This is a genomic window from Clostridium aestuarii (assembly GCF_026735135.1).
GTDB lineage: Bacteria > Bacillota > Clostridia > Clostridiales > Clostridiaceae > Clostridium_H > Clostridium_H aestuarii.
This window is the reverse complement of record NZ_JAPQER010000003.1, coordinates 101,351-121,043: the sequence shown is the minus strand read 5'-3', so window position 1 is coordinate 121,043 and position 19,693 is coordinate 101,351. Positions and strand designations below refer to the sequence as shown.

Sequence of the window (19,693 nt, the reverse complement as noted above, 5' to 3'; positions counted from 1 at the left end):
TTTTATTTAATATAATGTTTTATAATAGTTATATACAAATATCAGAACTATAAGGGGGGAAAATCATATGTTAAATGAAAAATATTCTAATAGAATTGAAAACCTTGTTGGGAAAGATTGTAAAATAACAGGCAATTTAACTGGGAAGGGCCTTTTGCAGATAGATGGAAGAATTAAAGGCGATATTATTTGGGAAGATGATATAATTTTTGATACTACTTCTTCATGTATAGGAAACATTTCATGTAAAAATGCATTTGTAAATGGAGAGATATTGGGTAATATTCTTTGCGAAAATAATTTAACCATAGAAAACAATGGTAAAATACATGGCGATATTACTACAAAATACTTAATAATAAATGAAGGTGGATGCTTTAACGGTAACTGCAACACCCTTCCAGATGAAGATCCTGATGTAACTTCATAAAAATAAACTTCCATTTGGGAAGTTTATTCTGTATCTATATATTTCTTTTTGTATATGTTTGTATTATTTTTTCTAATATCTCTGCCTTTTCATCATTAACCATAGATTTTATCGCACCTAATAACTTTACTACAGAATCGCTATCTTCATCATAATTTTTTATAGAATGTTTTTTCTTTTTTGTCTTTTGTTTAACTACTCTATCTTCATATTCATTATCTTGGTAATTATATTCCTTATTCATTTCTTCATTATTCACATTAATTGTATCGTCATCATAAGTATTAGTATCTTTTATTAATTTATTTATATCAACATCTTTTAATTTATCCGCTAAAATTTTACTTTGTTCATAAAGTTCTTCTGTGTTAACTGAATTATCTCCACTTTGATTATTTAATCCACCTAATCCACCTAAAAGTGCACTAAGTTTCCCTATATCTATATTTCCTAATATAGATGCTATACTATTTATATCAAAATTACCTAATCCACTTAATCCTTTTGATTCCTGGTAATCATTATAGTCTCTATAATCATTTTTTTGTTTTTTTTGTTTTTTATGCTTTCCCATTTTATCACCCTTTTATAAATAGGAGGGCTAAAAGCCCTCCTTATTATTTTTAACGACCACAACAGCATATTCCTGACTTGCATAATCCGCCGCAGCAAAGCAAGAATAAGAAGATTAATAATGTTCCTGTTTCAGCATCAATTATACATGATTTTCTTAATACTATTAAGAACAATGCTAATTTACAAGGATCAAATCCTCCACATGAACATCTTCTGCTACTACATCTTTTTGACATAATCGAACCCCCCTTTCTTGGGCCATGGTTTCAATGTATTCTATTCTTCTTCTTCGGTTTCTGTAGTTTCTACATTATCATTTTTACCGAAATTCAAAATACTGTTAAGAAAATCCGGTTTTTGATCTTGATTTTCCATAGATTCTCCATCACCTGTTTTTCCAAAATTCAAGATACTGCTAAACAAATCTGATTTCTTACCTCCAACTTTGCATTTGCGTTGACTAACAAGAAGTACTACTACTATTATTATCAATATTGAACTGTTTCCGCCTCCAAAGCCTCCGCATCCACCAAAGTTACTGAAACCTCCATAATTACAGCAGTCACAACAATCTTTTTTCTTACAGTGTTTTCGATGTTTTTTTCTAGAACAGCTACAAGTGCATTGCTGACAATTATTGGATTTAGTGCAATTACAAGCTATCAATATTACAATTATGAATATTAGTAGGGGGAATCTACGTCCTATTCCTAATCCTTTTGTTACATTCAAAACTTGACTTATTTTTCCAATATTGTCCAGGCTACCATCAACGTCACTTCCACCCATCATATTGTTTATCATCGAACCTATTCCTTCTAAATTGTTTAAATCCACTTTACCTCCCCCTTTCTGCCCCTCCTACTTCTTCTTTTGTTTTCTAATACATACTATTCACTTCTTTGTTAATTTGACACAAAAAAAATAGACATGCAGTATATAAAATACTGCATGTCCTTATATATCTTCTAATAAAAGATTTATAAGTTCTTCCTTTCCATCCTTTTTTACTGATGAAAAGAAAATAAATTTGTCTTCATCTTTAATATTTAAAACATCTTTAATAACCTTTTTACTTTTTTGAAATTCACTTTTCTTTAATTTATCACTTTTAGTTGCTACTATAATTGCCTCATATCCATAATATTTAATCCATTCATACATATATACATCTTCATTTGTAGGCTTATGTCTTGAATCTACAAGCAACACAATCTTTTTCAATTGAGGTCTATCTACTAAATACATTTCTATCATATGACCCCATTTTTCCTTTTCTTTCTTGGAAACTTTGGCAAAACCATATCCAGGCAAATCTACAAAATAAAATTCATCATTTATTAAGAAAAAATTTATAAGTCTAGTTTTACCTGGAGTAGAACTAATTTTAGCAAGTTTTTTTCTATTAGTCAAAGCATTTATCAATGAAGATTTCCCTGCATTTGATCTTCCAACAAAAGCAACTTCTAATTTATTATCTACTGGATATTGAGAAGGCTTAACTGCTGATATTATGAATTCCGATTTTTTAATTATCATTATTTTTCTCCTCTATAAAAGCATTTTGTAAAACATCATCAATTTTCTCTGCTAATATAACATCTATTTTATTTAATACTGATTTAGGTATTTTTCTTATGTCTTTCTCATTTGCTTTCGGAATTATTATAGTATCAATTCCCGCTCTAAAAGCTGCGAGTGTTTTTTCTTTTAAACCTCCAATAGGTAAAACTCTTCCAGTTAATGTTACTTCACCAGTCATAGCTAAATTATGTTTTACTTTTCTATTTCCTAAAGCTGATACCATAGCAGTAATCATCGTCACTCCAGCAGAAGGACCATCTTTAGGTACCGCTCCTTCTGGAGCATGGATATGAATATCCTTATCTTTATAGAATTCTGGATTTATTTCATATTTTTGAGCATTTGCTCTAACATAACTATAACCGGCTTGTGCAGACTCTTTCATAACATCTCCTAGCTGCCCAGTAAGCTGAAGTTTTCCTTTCCCATGCATTACACTTACTTCTACTGGTAATGTATCTCCTCCGTATCCTGTCCATGCCATTCCCATAACTACTCCGACCTTATCTTGTTTATCTGCTTTATCATAAGAAAATATTTCAGGTCCTAAATATTTTTTTACATGATTTACAGTTATAGAAATTTTATCTCTATCTTTTTGTAACATATCAGCTATTGCTTTTCTAATAACTGCAGCTATTCTTCTTTCTAAACTTCTTACACCTGATTCTCTTGTATAATTCTCTATTATTTTGTATATAGCAGAATCTGAAAAATTCACTTTTTCTTCTTCTAAATCATGTTCTTTAAACTGTTTTGATATTAGATACCTTTTAGCTATATGGAATTTTTCTTCATAAGTATATCCCGATACTTCTATTATTTCCATTCTATCAAGAAGTGGTCTTGGTATAGTATCTAATGAATTAGCCGTTGTTATAAACATAACCTCAGATAAATCTAAGTCTAATTCTAAATAATGATCTCTAAAACTACTATTTTGCTCACTATCCAACACTTCAAGTAGTGCACTAGCAGGATCTCCTCTAAAGTCTGAGTTCATCTTATCAATTTCATCTAACAAAAATAGTGGATTTTTAGATTTAGCTTTTTTCATTCCATTTACTATTCTTCCTGGAATTGCTCCTACATATGTTTTTCTATGTCCTCTTATTTCAGCTTCATCTCTTACTCCGCCTAGAGACATTCTGACAAAGTTCCTATTTAAAGCATTAGCTATAGACCTAGCAATAGACGTTTTACCTACACCTGGTGGTCCTACTAAACATAGTATAGGTCCCTTTAAAGATTTACTCATAGATTTAACCGCTAAGTATTCAACTATTCTATCCTTAACATCATGTAACCCATAATGCTCATCTTCTAAAGTTTCTCTAGCTTTTTTTACATCTAAATTATCTTTTGTTCTTTTGTTCCATGGAATATCAAGTATACAATCTAAATAGGTTCTAATAACCCCGCCTTCTGATGAATAACTCCCAGTATTCTTTAATCTATTTAATTCGTATAAAACTTTTTCCTTTACTTCTTTAGGAAGTTTAGCTTTTTTTATTTTTTTAGAGTATTCTTGTATCTCTTTTTTATTCTCATCATCTTCACCAAGTTCTTCTTGTATCGCCTTTATTTGTTCTCTTAAAAAATAATCTTTTTGAGATTTATCTATTTTTGTTTTTACCTTAAGTCCAATTTTCTTTTCAATATTTAAAATTTCATTTTCATTTTTTAATATTAAAAGAAGTTTTTCTAATCTTTCATATACATCAAATGCTTCTAGTAATTCTTGTTTTTTCTCTTCTTTTAATATTAAATATGAACTTATTATATCAGCAAATCTCCCTGGATCATCTACTTCATCTAAATTTACTAATATTTCAGCTGAAACATTATTTGAGAGTCTTATATATTCCTCAAAATCTTCTTTAACTGAGCGTATTAATGCTTCACATCTAGTTTCATCATCTAATATTTCATCTTGTAACATTTCAACTTCTGCTTTTAAAAATGGTTCCTTTTGAGAGTAATTAACTATCTTTGCTCTATTTTCACCTTCTACTAGTACTCTGATAGTATCTCCTGGTAATTTTAATATTTGTTTTATATTACATATAGTTCCTATATTAAAAATTTCATTTTCCTCTGGTTCCTCAATTTTTGCTTCTTTTTGTGAAGCTAAAAAAATCTTCTGTCCATTTAGCATAGCCTCTTCAACTGCAAGAAGAGATTTTTTTCTACCAACATCAAAATGTAATACCATATAAGGAAATATTGTTATACCTCTTAATGGTATTAACGGAAGAAGTATTAATTCTTTTTCCATATTATACCCTCATTTCTAGCTTACTTTGTTTTTTATGGTATATTATATATTAAAATATTTATACTATGCTATTATACATATAAACTATCTTTTTTTCAATTCCCCTTTAATATTTTAATATCTTATATAGATTTACAAACTCAAAGTTTAGTTTATATTTATTAGTTAAATTTTACTTAATAGCTAATATATATATTTTCGTATTTTCATTAAACTTTATACCGATTCAGCAGTAAGAATATCTATATTAGAATTAACATCTAAAACAACATCCTTTTTATTTTCTTTTATTAACGCAATTTTTATAACTTCTTTTATATCAGTAACAGATATTATCTTAATATCTTCTTCATTTTTAAATCGTTCTTGCCAATTTTCTTTAGGTATTATTACAATTTTTGCACCCGCTTTTTTTGCAGCTGCAATTTTAGCATTAACACCACCTATAGGTTTTACTTTACCATGCAGCGAAATTTCTCCTGTCATAGCAACTTCATTATTTACTGGCATTCCAACTATAGCACTATAAATAGCCGTAACCATACTTATTCCAGCAGAAGGTCCATCTACAGGCATGCCCCCTGGGAAGTTAACATGTATATCATACTCATCACAATTTTTATCAAAAACTTTTTCTAATACTGTCAATGCATTTTCAATTGATGCTCTTGCTGTACTTTTCCTCTTTATCTTTCTATTCATGCTAGTTATTTCTTCTTCCTCAACTATTCCAGTTATTTTTAATTTTCCTTTTCTTGATGATGTATTTACAGCCGTTGCTTCAATTTCCATAATTATTCCCATGTTTGCTCCATATACTGCAAGACCATTTACATAACCAACTTGTGGATGTTCAGGTATATTTTTTTCAGGTCTTGGAGAATATTGCCCATTTTCTATTATCCATTCTACATCTTCAACCTTTATAATATCTCTATTGTCATTTAATGCTATTCCTGATGCAAGCTGCACTAAACTAACAGCTTCTCTACCATTACTTGCATATTTTCCTACCAATTTTTTAGCTTTTTCTTCTATATTAAAACATATCTTATTTATTGCATTTTTAGCTATTTTTTCAACTTCATCCTCAAGCAATGCTCTGAAAAATATTTCTACAGCTCTAGATCTTATTGCTGGACATATTTCTTCTGGATTTTTAGTAGTAGCACCTATTAGCCTAAAATCAGCTGGTAACCCATTATCAAAAACTTCCTTTATATATGCTGGCATATTAGGATCTTCTGAATTATAGTACGCACTATCTAAAAATACTTTTCTATCCTCCATCACTTTTAAAAGTTTATTCATCTCTATAGGATGCAATTCTCCAATTTCATCGATAAATAGTACTCCACCATGAGCTTTAGTAACTGCACCTAATTTAGGCTGTGGTATACCTGCTGTACCTAGCGGACCTGCTCCTTGATAAATAGGATCATGCACAGATCCTATTAATGGGTCAGCAATTCCTCTATCATCAAATCTTACAGTAGTTGCATCTATTTCAATAAACTTAGAATCGTTATTAAATGGTGAATCTTTTCTTTTTTGGGCATCTTTTAATACAAGTCTTGCTGCTGCAGTTTTCCCTACTCCCGGTGGTCCGTATATTATTACATGTTGAGGGTTAGGACCACATATTGCAGCTTGAAGTGCTTTTATCCCTTTTTCTTGACCTATAATTTCTTCAAATGTAGTTGGTCTACTTTTTTCCGTAAGTGGTTCTGTCAATTTTATATTTTTCATTTTTGCTAACTTATCCATTTCTTTCTTACTTTCTTTATTTATAACCATTTTATTATTACTTTGCCCTTTAAGAGCATTAAAAAAATAAAGTCCCATTATAATAGTAACAACTAAACTTACTAAACTTAATGTAGAACTTGTCATCATAAACTATCATCTCCTTCTATATAAAATTAGAAAATTATTCATTCTTCATCTTATATTTTGTTCAATTGGAAATAATATATTCTTATTTTTAAATTTTAAACTAAAAAAACACCCTAATCGGGTGTTTTTTATGCTGTTTCAGTTTCTCTTTTTTTTCTTTTACCTTTTGTTGTATTTATAGTTGGTCTTACTCCACCTTCTGCTAAAACTGTTTCTGGTTGCTTTGTTTTAACAGTTTCTTCGTTAATTATAACTTTTGCAATTTCTGTTTTTGAAGGTAAGTCAAACATTATATCTCTCATTATATCTTCAATTATAGCTCTAAGTCCTCTAGCACCTGTTTTTCTATCTATGGCTTGATCTGCAATAGCTTTTAAAGCTTCATCTTTAAACTCTAATTCAACATCATCCATTAACAATAGTTTTTGATATTGCTTTACAAGCGCATTTTTAGGTTCTTTTAATATTCTAACTAATGCTTCATTATTTAATGACTTAAGAGTTACAACTATAGGTAATCTTCCTACAAATTCAGGAATCAAACCAAATTTAAGTAAATCTTCTGGTAATATAGCTTTTAAAACTTCACCTATATCTTTTTCTTTTTTAGATTGTATTTCAGAACCAAATCCTAGTGTGCTTTTTCTAGTTCTTCCTTCAATAATCTTTTCTACTCCGCCAAAAGCACCACCACAAATAAATAATATATTTGAAGTATTTATTTGTATAAATTCCTGATGAGGATGTTTTCTTCCACCTTGTGGTGGAACAGATGCTATAGTTCCTTCAAGTATTTTTAATAAAGCTTGTTGAACTCCTTCTCCTGAAACATCTCTTGTTATTGATGGATTCTCAGATTTTCTAGCAATCTTATCTATTTCATCAATATAGATTATTCCTCTTTCTGCTCTTTCTATATCATAATCTGCATTTTGAATTAACTTTAAAAGTATATTTTCTACATCTTCTCCAACATAACCTGCCTCAGTTAAAGTAGTAGCATCCGCAATAGCAAATGGTACATTAAGTAGTTTTGCTAAAGTCTGTGCAAGTAAAGTTTTTCCTGAACCAGTTGGTCCCAAAAGAAGTATATTACTTTTTTGAAGTTCCACATCCTCTACATTAACTGTTGAATTAATTCTTTTATAATGGTTATACACAGCAACAGCTAATGACCTTTTGGCTCTGTCTTGACCTATTACATATTGATCAAGATAATTCTTTATTTCATTTGGTTTTGGAAGTGAACTAAGATCTACTTCAGTATTTTCTTCAAATTCATCAGTAATTATCTCTGAACATAATTCAATACATTCATCACATATATACACTCCCGGTCCAGCAATCAGCCTTCTAACCTGTTCTTGACTTTTTCCACAGAATGAACACTTTAATTGTTTCTTATCTTCATATTTAGACATTACTACACCTCACTAAGGTTTATTTCTTTCTCGTTATAACATCATCGATTAATCCATATTCTTTAGCTTCTACAGCTTCCATAAAATTATCTCTTTCAACATCTTTTTTTATTTTTTCTAGAGATTTTCCTGTTCTTTCACTTAAAATTCTATTTAATTTATCTTTAATTCTTAATATCCTTTTAGCATGTATATCTATATCTGTAGCTTGACCTTGAAATCCTCCAAGTGGTTGATGTATCATTATTTCACTATTAGGGAGAGCGAATCTTTTACCCGCTGCACCTGCTGTTAAAAGGAATGCACCCATTGAAGCAGCCATACCTACGCATATAGTAGAAACATCTGGCTTAATATACTGCATAGTATCATATATAGCCATTCCTGCTGTAATTGAGCCACCAGGACTGTTTATATATAAGTATATGTCTTTATCAGGATCTTCTGCCTCTAAAAATAATAATTGTGCAACAATTAAGCTAGCTGTAGTATCATTTACTTCTTCTCCTAAAAATACTATTCTATCTTTTAATAGTCTTGAATAAATATCATAAGACCTTTCTCCTCTATTAGTTTGCTCAACTACCATTGGTACTAAACTCATTTTCTCTCCTCCTTATTCAAATAATATTTCTATTATGATTATCACCTAGTATTTAATATGCTATTCATATTGAATATAATTCATTGTAAAATTAATTGCCAGAAATATTTCTGGCAATTAATTTTTGTACTTACAATATTATGCTATTTCCTTACTACTTTCAACTAAAAGTTTTACAGCCTTATCATTAACTACTTGAACTCTTAGATAATCTTTTTGAGCTTTAAGTATACTATCAACCATTTTTTCTGGTTCATTACTTCCATATTGAGTTGCTATTTCAGTTGCTTTAGATTTTAATTCTTCATCATCAGCTTCTATATTTTCTTCTTTAACTACTTTTTCTATAACTAACTCAGTTTTAACTCTTTTTTCAGCAGTTTCTTTCATATACTCTCTAACTTTTTCTTCTGAGCTATTTGTATATTGATAATATGTGTCAATATCTAATCCTTGATATTTTAATCTCATTTCTAAATCTTTAACCATATTATCTACTTCTTTATCTATCATAGCTTTTGGAATATCAACTTCTGTTTTTTCACAAACCGCTTCAAGAACAGCTTCTTCATATTCAGCTTTTTCTTTTGCTTTATTTGCTTCATCTAATTTCTTTCTTGTATCAGCTTTAAATTCATCCATAGTATCAAATTCAGATATTTCTTTTATGAATTCATCATCTAATTTTGGTAATTCTTTTACCTTTATTTCTTTAATAGTAACTTTAAATACTGCTGGTTTTCCATTTAGTTCTTCTCTTCCATACTTTTCTGGGAAATTTACATTAACTTCTTTTTCATCTCCAGCTTTTAATCCTATTAGTTGATCTTCGAAGTTATCAATGAATGTGCTTGAACCTATTTCTAATGAATAGTTTTCTCCTTCTCCACCTTCAAATACTTCTCCATCTATAAATCCTTTGAAATCTATAACTGCTAAATCACCTTTTTCAATAGTTCCATCTTCTTTAGTGATAATTCTTGCATTTTTTTCTTGCATAGCTTTTAATTGCTTTTCAACATCTTCATCTTGTACAGTATATGAAGTTTTTTTAACTTCTAAACCTTTATATTCATTAAGTTTCACTTCAGGCTTAACTGTTACTTCAGCTGTGTATATAAATTCTTTACCTGTTTCTATTTGTACTATGTCTATTTTTGGATAATCAACTGGTGTTATATTATGTTCTTCTATAGCGTTTGGATATGTATCTTCACAGCAATAATTTATTGCATCTTCATAGAAAACTCCTTCTCCATAATATCTTTTAATTATGTTCATTGGTGCTTTCCCTTTTCTAAATCCAGGAATGTTAAATCTTTTTACATTTTTTTTATATGCTTTTTTCAAAGCTTCATTAAATTTTTCTTTTTCAACTGTTATTTCTAGTTTAATAACATTATTTTCTACATTTTCCATTTTAGTGTTCATTATGTTTTTTCCTCCCAATCACCGTAAATACTTATTTTAACTTCATATATTATAACATACATATTTAATTTTTTACAAACATATATACATATTTTTTTCTAATTAAATTATATACTAAAAAATTTATATTACAATATATTTTCAGAAAAAAGTATTTATGGATTTTTTTTTAGCAATTTTACACTTTTTAGAATTTCATTGTAATTAGAATAGTTATCACTATAAACCTCTATTATACCCATACCTTTATACTTTACTTCTTTTAAATCCGAAAAAATTTTTTTATAATTCACATCTCCTGTTCCCGGTAAAAGACATTGGTTTTTATCGTCTCTATCATTTATATGAAAGTTAACTATATTCTCATTCATTACCTTTATATATTCTTCAATAGGTATTCCAGCCTTATAGGCCTGTTTTATATCTAACGTAAAATTCAATGGATATTTACACCGTTCCTGAAGCATTTCCAAAAAACTAATTTGAGATGACATACACCAAGATACATTTTCTTGAGCAAGCTTTATTCCTATTTCTGAAGATATGTATATCAATTCATTATATATCTCTATTATAAATTCATCATTTAAAAATCTAGTATCAATTTTTCTTATTCCATGAAAAGTATAATATTTTGCACCTAGCTTTTTACCAGCCAAACAAACTTGTTTAAAATACTTAATCATATCATTTCTTCTTCTTTTATAATTATCAAAAATATAGGGTTCAAAAAAAGTAGAAAATGCATGAACTGAATTAATACCAAAGTTATTCTTTTCCTTTTCATATAAAAGCCTATCGACAAACTTCTCACTAAATTCACTAGGACAATTGAAAAAAATTTCTCCTTTATCAAATCCCAAATCTTTCATTAATTTTATACTATCTTCTAAATATACTTGTGGATAAAAACATGCTGATGAAATACCAATTTCCACTGTATTAAAACCACCTTTTATTAAGTTTAGTCGTGATGACACACTAACACTAACTCAACTGCACATGTACGTCTTTTGCATATGCATGTCAACTAATATTACCATATTATTAAAAATTCTAAAACAATTACTTAATTATTTTAATTTGTCCGTCCACTATAACTTCCAAGCCATCTTTTGTAATATTTCCATATTCAATTTGTTTTCCAAAAATCTCTTTTGATGATGATTCAAGATACTGCTCATGTTTGTTAGCACTTATAGTATACTTCCAAATAAACCTTTCCTCTTTTTTATTAAACCAAGGTAATTGAGAAAAATATATTATATTATCATCATCTAAAAATTTAGGATAACTATTCCATATATAATTTGGATTAATTTTTAACCTATCACCTTTTGGAAATACAGTTCCTTTACTAGATATGTACTGTTTTTTTGTAATATCAGTTTTACTACCCTTTTCATCAATAAGTATCATATTTTGCGTATTTTTTTCTATAAGTACTACCTTGTTTTTAGACGGACTTATACTATACTGAATATTTTTAGGATTAACATCTTCATAATTTTTTTTTCCATTATTCATTATAAATATAAGATTAATTTCTTCACCATTAGAAAGCTTTATACTCATTGTCTCTTGTTTTACTTTTTCTTTTATTTCTCCTTTTACTTCTTCTTTTTTTACATTATCCAGTTTACTCTCTTTTTCTTCATTAATATTTTTTTCTTCATTTTCTGAATTTGGAGCTTCATTATTTTTTAATTTAATTATTTTTTCAGAAATTTTTTCTATTTCTGATTTAAAACCTTGAGCAATATTTTTTCCAATATTTTTATTAAACAGTAAAACATAAGTAACCCCAATTATGATTACAGCTACAATCAAAATTCTTCTTCTTTTCTTTCTTTTTCTCATTTTTTCATCATAACCCTTACTAAATATACTTGGTTTTGACATTATCTCACCTCCTAAATTAAATTTAAATTTTGAATATTTTGATGTTTCAAGATAAATATATAGATCAATATGTACTAAATAATCTTTAATGTTCTCATACACACTACTATTCTCTACTTTTATACAAATATTATTATACAAAAAAAGACTTAAGAATTCAAAATTCTTAAGTCTTTTTTTTATTACATATAATTTATATCTACTATTCAGTAAAATAGCAGTTTAAAGACCTGTATTCAATATTTTCATTATCCCTAACAAGCCTTATAGTCTTTAAAAATATTTTTGCAGTATCTATACAAGTGAAAACTGGTATTTTAAATTCAGCTGCTTTTCTTCTGATCTTAAATCCTAAACTAATAGGATTATTTCCCTTAGTTGGAGTATTAATTATTAAATTAATTTTTTCTTCATTTATAAACTTAAACAATTCATCATTTTCTAATATATCACATTCAATATCACTTTCTTTTAAAACTTTACCAGTACCTTTTGATGCATATATTTTAAAGCCTAAATCGTAATATTGTTTTATTATATCTATACCTTCTACTTTATCAACATCCTTAAGTGAAACATATACGGATCCAGTTGTTCTAATATCCATACCTGCTGCTACAAAACCTTTATATATTGCTTTGTTTAAATCATAGTCAACTCCTAAAACTTCTCCTGTAGACTTCATTTCTGGTCCTAAATAGGTATCTACATCTGCAAGTTTTTCATTTGAAAATACCGGAACTTTAACAGCATGTAGCTTACTCTTTTTGTTAAGTCCTGTTCCATAATTCATATCTTTTAATTTATTTCCTAACATAGTTTGTACAGCTATATTAACCATTGGTATTCCAGTAACCTTACTTAATATAGGAACCGTTCTTGACGCTCTTGGATTCACTTCAATTACATAAAGTTCTTTTCCATCAAAAACATATTGAATATTTACAAGTCCAACTGTTTCTAAAGCTTTTGCTATTTTTTTAGTAGTTTCTACTAATTTATTAACTGTATCATCGGTTAGAGTTACATAAGGATATACTGTAATACTATCTCCTGAATGTACTCCCGTTCTTTCGATATGCTCCATAATACCTGGTATTAAAATATCTTCTCCATCAGCTATAGCATCTACTTCTATTTCAGTACCTCTAACATATTTATCTATAAGTATAGTATGCTCGTTGCTTAAACTTATAGCTTCCTTCATATATTTTTCTAGAGCTATTTTATCATATATTACTTCCATAGCACGTCCACCTATTACATAAGACGGTCTTACAATAACAGGATATCCTAATTTCTCCACAACTTCATAGGCTTCTTCTATATTTTCAGCAGAATGTCCTGTAGGTGTCTTTATATTTAATTTTTCAAGTAACTTTCTAAATTTTTCTCTATCTTCTGCGAGGTCTATTGATTCAAAGCTAGTTCCAAGTATATTAATACCTCTTTCAGATAACTTTTCTGCTAAATTAATAGATGTTTGGCCTCCAAATTGAAGTATAACTCCTTTAGGTTTTTCTTTTCTAATAACACTCATAACATCATCAATATACAGTGGCTCAAAATAAAGTTTGTCTGAAGTATCAAAATCAGTACTTACTGTTTCTGGGTTATTATTAACCATAATCGATTCGTAACCAGCTTTATTTATAGCCCAAGCTCCATGTACACAACAATAATCAAATTCTATTCCTTGACCTATTCTAATTGGTCCAGAACCTACCACCATTATTTTTTCATTGTCTGATACTATATTTTCATCTTCACTTTCATAACATGAATAATAATAAGGAGTTTGTGCTTCAAATTCCCCACTGCAAGTGTCAACCATTTTATAAACTGGATAAATATCTTTTATCTTTTTTACAGCCTCTATTTGTCTAACTTCTACATTTGATAATTTACTTATTTGTTCATCTGTAAATCCTAACGTACTTGCCTCGCAAATAAGTTCATCATCAACAACTTTCATTTCTAATCTTTTCTCTATTTTAACAATCTTATTTATTCCATTTAAAAACCACTTATCAATTTTAGTGATTTCATGAATTTCATCTATAGATATTCCTCTTCTTAATGCTTCCGATATAGCGAAGAGCCTTTCATCATCTTGCATTTTGATTTTTGATATTAGTTGTTCATTTGTAAGACTCTCTCCATTATTAAGCCTTAACCCAACAATGTTGCTTTCAAGACATGTTATAGCTTTTATAAATGCACTTTCAAAGTTTCTATCTATAGCCATAACTTCTCCTGTAGCTTTCATTTGAGTTCCAAGTCTTCTTTCTGCTGTATTAAACTTATCAAAAGGCCATTTAGGCATTTTAACCACAACATAATCTAAAGCTGGTTCAAAGCAAGCACTTGAACTTTTTGTTACATAGTTTTTAAGCTCGTCTAAGCTATAACCCATAGCAATTTTAGCTGATATTTTAGCTATTGGATAACCTGCTGCCTTAGATGCTAAAGCACTTGAACGACTAACTCTTGGATTAACTTCTATAACTATATATTTCTTGCTATCAGGATCTAGTGCAAATTGTATATTACATCCACCTTCTATTTTTAAGTTTCTTATAATCTTAAGTGCAGAGTTTCTAAGCATATGGTATTCACTATCTCTTAAAGTTTGAGAAGGTGCTACAACTATACTATCTCCTGTATGAACACCTACTGGATCTATATTTTCCATATTACATACTATAATACAGTTATCTTTTTTATCTCTTATAACTTCATATTCAAGCTCTTTCCATCCTGCTACACTTTGTTCTAATAATATTTGATTTATAGGACTCATTTTTAATCCTAGTTCACATATTTCCCAGTATTCTTCTGTAGTCTCCGCTATTCCTCCACCTGTTCCACCTAGAGTATAAGCAGGTCTTATTATAATTGGAAGTCCATTTTTTTCTAAAAATTCTTTACACTGTTCCATATTTACTGCAATTGTACTTTCTGGAATTGGTTCATCTATTTCTAGCATTAATTCTTTAAAACTCTCTCTGTCTTCAGCTTTTTTTATTGATTCACTGTTAATTCCTAAAAGCTTAACTTCATATTTATCTAATATTCCTTTTTCTTGTAATCCCATTGCTAGATTTAATGCAGTTTGTCCTCCAAATCCAGCAAGTATTCCATCCGGTCTTTCTTGTTCAATTATTTTTTCTACAACCTCTACTTTTAGCGGCTCAATATAAACTTTATCTGCCATATTCATATCAGTCATTATTGTAGCAGGATTACTATTTACTAAAATAGTTTCTACTCCTTCTTCTTTTATAGCTTTACAAGCTTGCGTTCCTGAATAATCAAATTCAGCTGCTTGTCCTATTATTATTGGTCCAGAACCTAAAATTATAACTTTTTTTAAATTTTTATCTAATGCCATAGTTTTACCTCCTAAGTTTTATACTATATTGCTTGTTCTTCGATACTGTTATCCATATTAGAAATAAATTTATCAAACAAATATGCTGAATCTATCGGTCCTGGTGCTCCTTCTGGGTGAAACTGTACCGAAAATACTGGTAAAAACTTGTGCTTCATTCCCTCTACTGTATCATCATTTAAGTTTGTATGAGTAATTATTATATCTTTATTTTTTATACTGTCTCTATCTACAGCATATCCGTGATTTTGAGATGTTATATATGCCTTATCCTTTTCTATATCATACACTCCATGATTGCCACCTCTGTGTCCAAACTTCATTTTATAAGTATTACCGCCCAAAGCAAGTGCAATTATCTGATGACCTAAACAAATTCCAAAAGTAGTCTTATATTTAATTAGCTGTTTAACCGTTTCTACAACTTCTGGAACATCTTTTGGATCTCCTGGTCCATTGCTTAACATTATTCCATCAGGATTAATCTCCATTATCTTTTTTAAACTAGTATTATAGGGAACTACTGTTATATCACATCCCCTATTTTTTAAATTTTCTATTATGTTTGCTTTTGCTCCAAAATCCATTAAAACCACTTTATGTCCTTTTCCTTTTATGTTATATATTTTTTCCGTACTAACTTCCTGAACGTAATTTTTACTAGAATCATAATTTTTAATATATTGTTCCAACTCTGAAATTGTTAAATTTTCAGTTGTAATTACGCATTTCATAGTACCTGAATTTCTTATCTTCTTAGTTATACTTCTTGTATCCAAACCCTGTACTCCAACAATACCCATTTCTTCTAACATTGAACTTAAAGTTTTTTCATTCATAAAATTTGATGGACTTTCACATATTGATTTAACTATAAGTCCCTTTGCATATATTTTTTTAGATTCATTTTCTGTTTTATTAACTCCATAATTTCCAATTAAAGGATAAGTCATATTTATAATTTGTCCTGCATATGAAGGATCCGTAACTATTTCTTGGTATCCTGTCATTGAAGTATTAAAAACCAACTCACCTACAGATGTACCTCTTTTTCCAAATCCCTTACCATTAAAAATTGTTCCATCTTCAAGATATACTGTAGCATTCATTTTATACTACCTCCTTATAATTACAAATATATTCATACCAATTAATTTTATGCATATTTTGTGTATAAATAAATACGGCATTTTCATTTTCCAATATCATTATCCTTGTTTTATAATATTTAACCAAGCTTTTTATTGCTGTATTTATTTTATTTTTATACATTTTGTTTTATATTTATACACAGGTTATCATTTTAAAATTTTATTGTCAATAGCATATATGCACAAAAAAACCTTCTGCTTAAGAGCGCAGAAGGTTTTTATAATCTATTATCTGATTATTAATTACCTTTTCAGCCTCTCTGGACCAAATTAAAGGTACGAACATATTCAATTTTTAAATTTATTTTTGTTAATAATAATAAAAAAACTTCTGTCTAGAGTACAGAAGAATACTGCAATATTTATAAAACTATAATATATAGTCTATAATCATTTACCAGTACCTTATTAGTCTCTCGGACTACTTTAAAGGATTAATGCATTTATTTTGTTTTTACAATTGTATCAAAAATAAATACACATGTCAATGTTTATAGTTTATAATTTAAAAGATTATAAATTATAAACTCTTTATTATTAAATTAAATTTTTCTTAAAATACCGAACATTCAAATTTATTATTATTGTAATATACGTCATGTTTCGTAAGTTTAATATTTTTTTTAAAAAAACATTAACTTTTTTGACTTTTTATCGTATAATCTAAATATAATAACTTATAAGAGTGTACCATATTTTTATGGCTATTACTATTATACTTAAATTTAAAGTTATATAACAAGGAGGTTTTTTAATGTTGAAACATTGGGAAGAATTTAATATTGGCAATTGGACAGAAAACATAGATGTAAGAAATTTTATACAAAAAAACTATTGTTTATATGAAGGTAATGAAAGCTTTTTAACAATTCCCACAGAAAAAACAAAAAAAATATGGAATAAAACACATTCTTTAATTATTGAAGAAATAAAAAAAGGCGTACTTGATATTGAAACAGAAAGTTTTTCAGGAATAGATAAATTTCCACCTGCGTACTTAGACAAAGAAAATGAAGTAATTGTAGGTTTTCAATCTGATACCCCTTTTAAGCGTCTTGCTAATCCATATGGTGGTATGAGAATGGTTGAACAATCTCTAAAAGAATATGGATATGAACTAAAAAAAGGATTGAAAGAAACCTTTAATGAATTTAGAAAAACTCATAACCAAGGTGTTTTTGATGCTTATACACACGAAACAAGAACAGCTCGACACGTTGGATTATTAAGTGGTCTACCTGATGCTTACGGAAGAGGAAGAATAATTGGAGACTATAGAAGAATAGCTTTATATGGAATGGACTTTTTAATAAAACAAAAACATGAAGATTTTAAAAATTTAAAGGGACCTGCTACAGAAGAAATGATAAGACTTCGCGAAGAAGTTTCTGAACAAATAGAAGCTATGAAAAAACTTAAAAATTTAGCAGCTTCTTATAATATAGATATAAGTGAACCAGCTAAAAACGCAAAAGAGGCAGTTCAATTTTTATATTTCGGTTATTTGGCTGGAGCTAAAGAAAACAATGGTGCTGCAATGTCTCTTGGTAGAAACTGTACATTTATAGATATTTACATTGAAAGAGACTTGAAAAACAGTATCATAACTGAAGAAGAAGCTCAAGAAATAATAGATCAATTTGTAATAAAATTAAGATCTATAAGACATTTAAGAACTCCTGAATATAACGAATTATTTGCTGGAGATCCTAACTGGATAACAGAAGCAATTGGTGGAATAAGTATTAATGGAAAACCACTAGTTACAAAAACCGCTTTTAGACTTTTACACACTTTGACTAATTTAGGTCCAGGTCCTGAACCAAACATGACAGTATTATGGTCAGAAAAGCTTCCTGAAAACTTCAAAAAGTATTGTGCTAAAATGTCTATTAAAACTGATTCAATTCAATATGAAAATGATGATATAATGAGACCTATATATGGTGATGACTATGCTATAGCTTGCTGTGTATCAGCAATGCAAGTAGGTAAACAAATGCAGTTCTTCGGTGCACGTACCAACCTTGCTAAAGCACTACTTTATGCAATAAATATGGGTATTGATGAAATGAAAAGAGAAGATGATGGTAGTTTAATAACAGTTGTACCTGAAATACCTGAAATTAAAGATGAAATTTTAGATTATGATAAAATCAAAGAAAATTATTGGAAAGTTTTAGAATACGTAGCTGATCTATATGTTAACACAATGAATACTATCCATTATATGCATGATAAATATGCATATGAAGCAAGTCAAATGTGTCTGCATGATACTAAAGTCCATATATTTATGGCATTTGGTATAGCTGGATTATCTTGCGCTGCTGATTCTTTAAGTGCAATTAAATATGCTAAAGTTAAACCTATAAGAAATGAAGAGGGAATTGCAATAGATTTTGAAATTGAAGGTGATTATCCTAAATTCGGAAATGATGATGATAGAGTTGACGATATAGCAGTAGAATTAGTTAAAAAAGTTTCATCTGAACTAAAGAAACATCCTACTTATAGAAATGCTGAACATACTTTATCAGCTTTAACTATAACCTCAAATGTAGTTTATGGTAAAAAAACCGGTTCAACTCCTGATGGAAGAAAAAAAGGTGAGCCATTAGCTCCTGGAGCTAATCCAATGCATGGAAGAGATATTAACGGTGCTCTAGCTTCACTTAATTCAGTTGCTAAAATTCCTTATAGAGACTGGTGTCAAGACGGTGTATCAAATACATTCTCAATTGTACCAGATGCACTTGGTAAGAATGATGAAACTAGAATAATAAATCTTGTAAATATTTTAGATGGCTATTTCTCTCAAAGTGCATTCCATTTGAATGTTAATGTGCTAAATCCTGAAACCTTAATGGATGCTATGGAAAATCCAGACAAATACCCAACTCTTACAATAAGAGTATCAGGTTATGCTGTACACTTTAACCGACTTACAAGAGAGCAACAGCTTGAAGTTATCAAAAGAACATTCCACAATAATATATAAAAAAAAGTGCCAAAAGGCACTTTTT

The 19,693-nt window shown here is 28.8% G+C and carries 15 protein-coding genes; 2 read left to right on the top strand and 13 right to left on the bottom strand.

Going from position 1 to position 19,693, the window contains the following annotated elements; translation table 11 throughout:
* The first annotated feature begins 67 nt into the window (after positions 1-67).
* Complete coding sequence (locus OW763_RS08880) at positions 68-430, top strand: bactofilin family protein (protein ID WP_268040751.1); 363 nt, start codon at positions 68-70, stop codon at positions 428-430.
* Between the two features lie 34 nt (positions 431-464).
* Here the strand turns inward: OW763_RS08880 and OW763_RS08875 are convergent, their stop codons facing one another.
* From OW763_RS08875 to carA, 13 genes are all read right to left on the bottom strand, one after another.
* The gene (locus OW763_RS08875; protein WP_268040750.1) at positions 465-1,004 is read right to left on the bottom strand and encodes a hypothetical protein; all 540 of its coding nucleotides are present in this window, start codon (positions 1,002-1,004) and stop codon (positions 465-467) included.
* Positions 1,005-1,053: 49 nt separating this feature from the next.
* On the bottom strand, positions 1,054-1,242 hold the full coding sequence (locus tag OW763_RS08870; protein ID WP_268040749.1) for a hypothetical protein: 189 nt from the start codon (positions 1,240-1,242) through the stop codon (positions 1,054-1,056).
* A gap of 40 nt (positions 1,243-1,282) precedes the next feature.
* A complete protein-coding gene (locus tag OW763_RS08865; RefSeq protein WP_268040748.1) occupies positions 1,283-1,843 on the bottom strand; it encodes a hypothetical protein in 561 nt (186 codons plus the stop codon).
* A gap of 120 nt (positions 1,844-1,963) precedes the next feature.
* Positions 1,964-2,545: a ribosome biogenesis GTP-binding protein YihA/YsxC gene (gene yihA, locus OW763_RS08860; RefSeq protein WP_268040747.1), complete on the bottom strand. Its 582-nt coding sequence runs from the start codon at positions 2,543-2,545 to the stop codon at positions 1,964-1,966.
* Positions 2,535-4,868 carry an endopeptidase La gene (lon, locus tag OW763_RS08855; RefSeq protein ID WP_268040746.1) on the bottom strand — a complete coding sequence of 778 codons (2,334 nt, stop codon included), beginning with the start codon at positions 4,866-4,868 and terminating at the stop codon, positions 2,535-2,537. Before lon ends, yihA begins: the two co-directional genes overlap by 11 nt.
* Before the next feature lie 216 nt (positions 4,869-5,084).
* On the bottom strand, positions 5,085-6,764 hold the full coding sequence (gene lonB, locus OW763_RS08850; RefSeq protein WP_268040745.1) for an ATP-dependent protease LonB: 1,680 nt from the start codon (positions 6,762-6,764) through the stop codon (positions 5,085-5,087).
* Between the two features lie 128 nt (positions 6,765-6,892).
* Complete coding sequence (clpX, locus tag OW763_RS08845) at positions 6,893-8,185, bottom strand: ATP-dependent Clp protease ATP-binding subunit ClpX (RefSeq protein ID WP_268040744.1); 1,293 nt, start codon at positions 8,183-8,185, stop codon at positions 6,893-6,895.
* A gap of 19 nt (positions 8,186-8,204) precedes the next feature.
* Positions 8,205-8,789 (bottom strand): ATP-dependent Clp endopeptidase proteolytic subunit ClpP, encoded by a 585-nt coding sequence (gene clpP / locus OW763_RS08840; protein ID WP_268040743.1) that lies wholly within the window; start codon positions 8,787-8,789, stop codon positions 8,205-8,207.
* A 138-nt stretch (positions 8,790-8,927) separates the two neighbouring features.
* On the bottom strand, positions 8,928-10,220 hold the full coding sequence (gene tig / locus OW763_RS08835; RefSeq protein WP_268040742.1) for a trigger factor: 1,293 nt from the start codon (positions 10,218-10,220) through the stop codon (positions 8,928-8,930).
* Positions 10,221-10,375: 155 nt separating this feature from the next.
* Positions 10,376-11,158, bottom strand: coding sequence for a sugar phosphate isomerase/epimerase family protein (locus OW763_RS08830; protein ID WP_268040741.1), 783 nt, complete (start codon positions 11,156-11,158; stop codon positions 10,376-10,378).
* Between the two features lie 127 nt (positions 11,159-11,285).
* Positions 11,286-12,122: a hypothetical protein gene (locus tag OW763_RS08825; RefSeq protein WP_268040740.1), complete on the bottom strand. Its 837-nt coding sequence runs from the start codon at positions 12,120-12,122 to the stop codon at positions 11,286-11,288.
* Between the two features lie 202 nt (positions 12,123-12,324).
* Complete coding sequence (gene carB, locus OW763_RS08820; RefSeq protein WP_268040739.1) at positions 12,325-15,516, bottom strand: carbamoyl-phosphate synthase (glutamine-hydrolyzing) large subunit; 3,192 nt, start codon at positions 15,514-15,516, stop codon at positions 12,325-12,327.
* A gap of 23 nt (positions 15,517-15,539) precedes the next feature.
* A complete protein-coding gene (gene carA / locus OW763_RS08815) occupies positions 15,540-16,625 on the bottom strand; it encodes a glutamine-hydrolyzing carbamoyl-phosphate synthase small subunit (RefSeq protein ID WP_268040738.1) in 1,086 nt (361 codons plus the stop codon).
* 796 nt (positions 16,626-17,421) lie between these two features.
* Between carA and pflB the strand changes: the two genes are divergently transcribed.
* A complete protein-coding gene (pflB, locus tag OW763_RS08810) occupies positions 17,422-19,668 on the top strand; it encodes a formate C-acetyltransferase (protein ID WP_268040737.1) in 2,247 nt (748 codons plus the stop codon).
* Positions 19,669-19,693 lie beyond the last annotated feature (25 nt).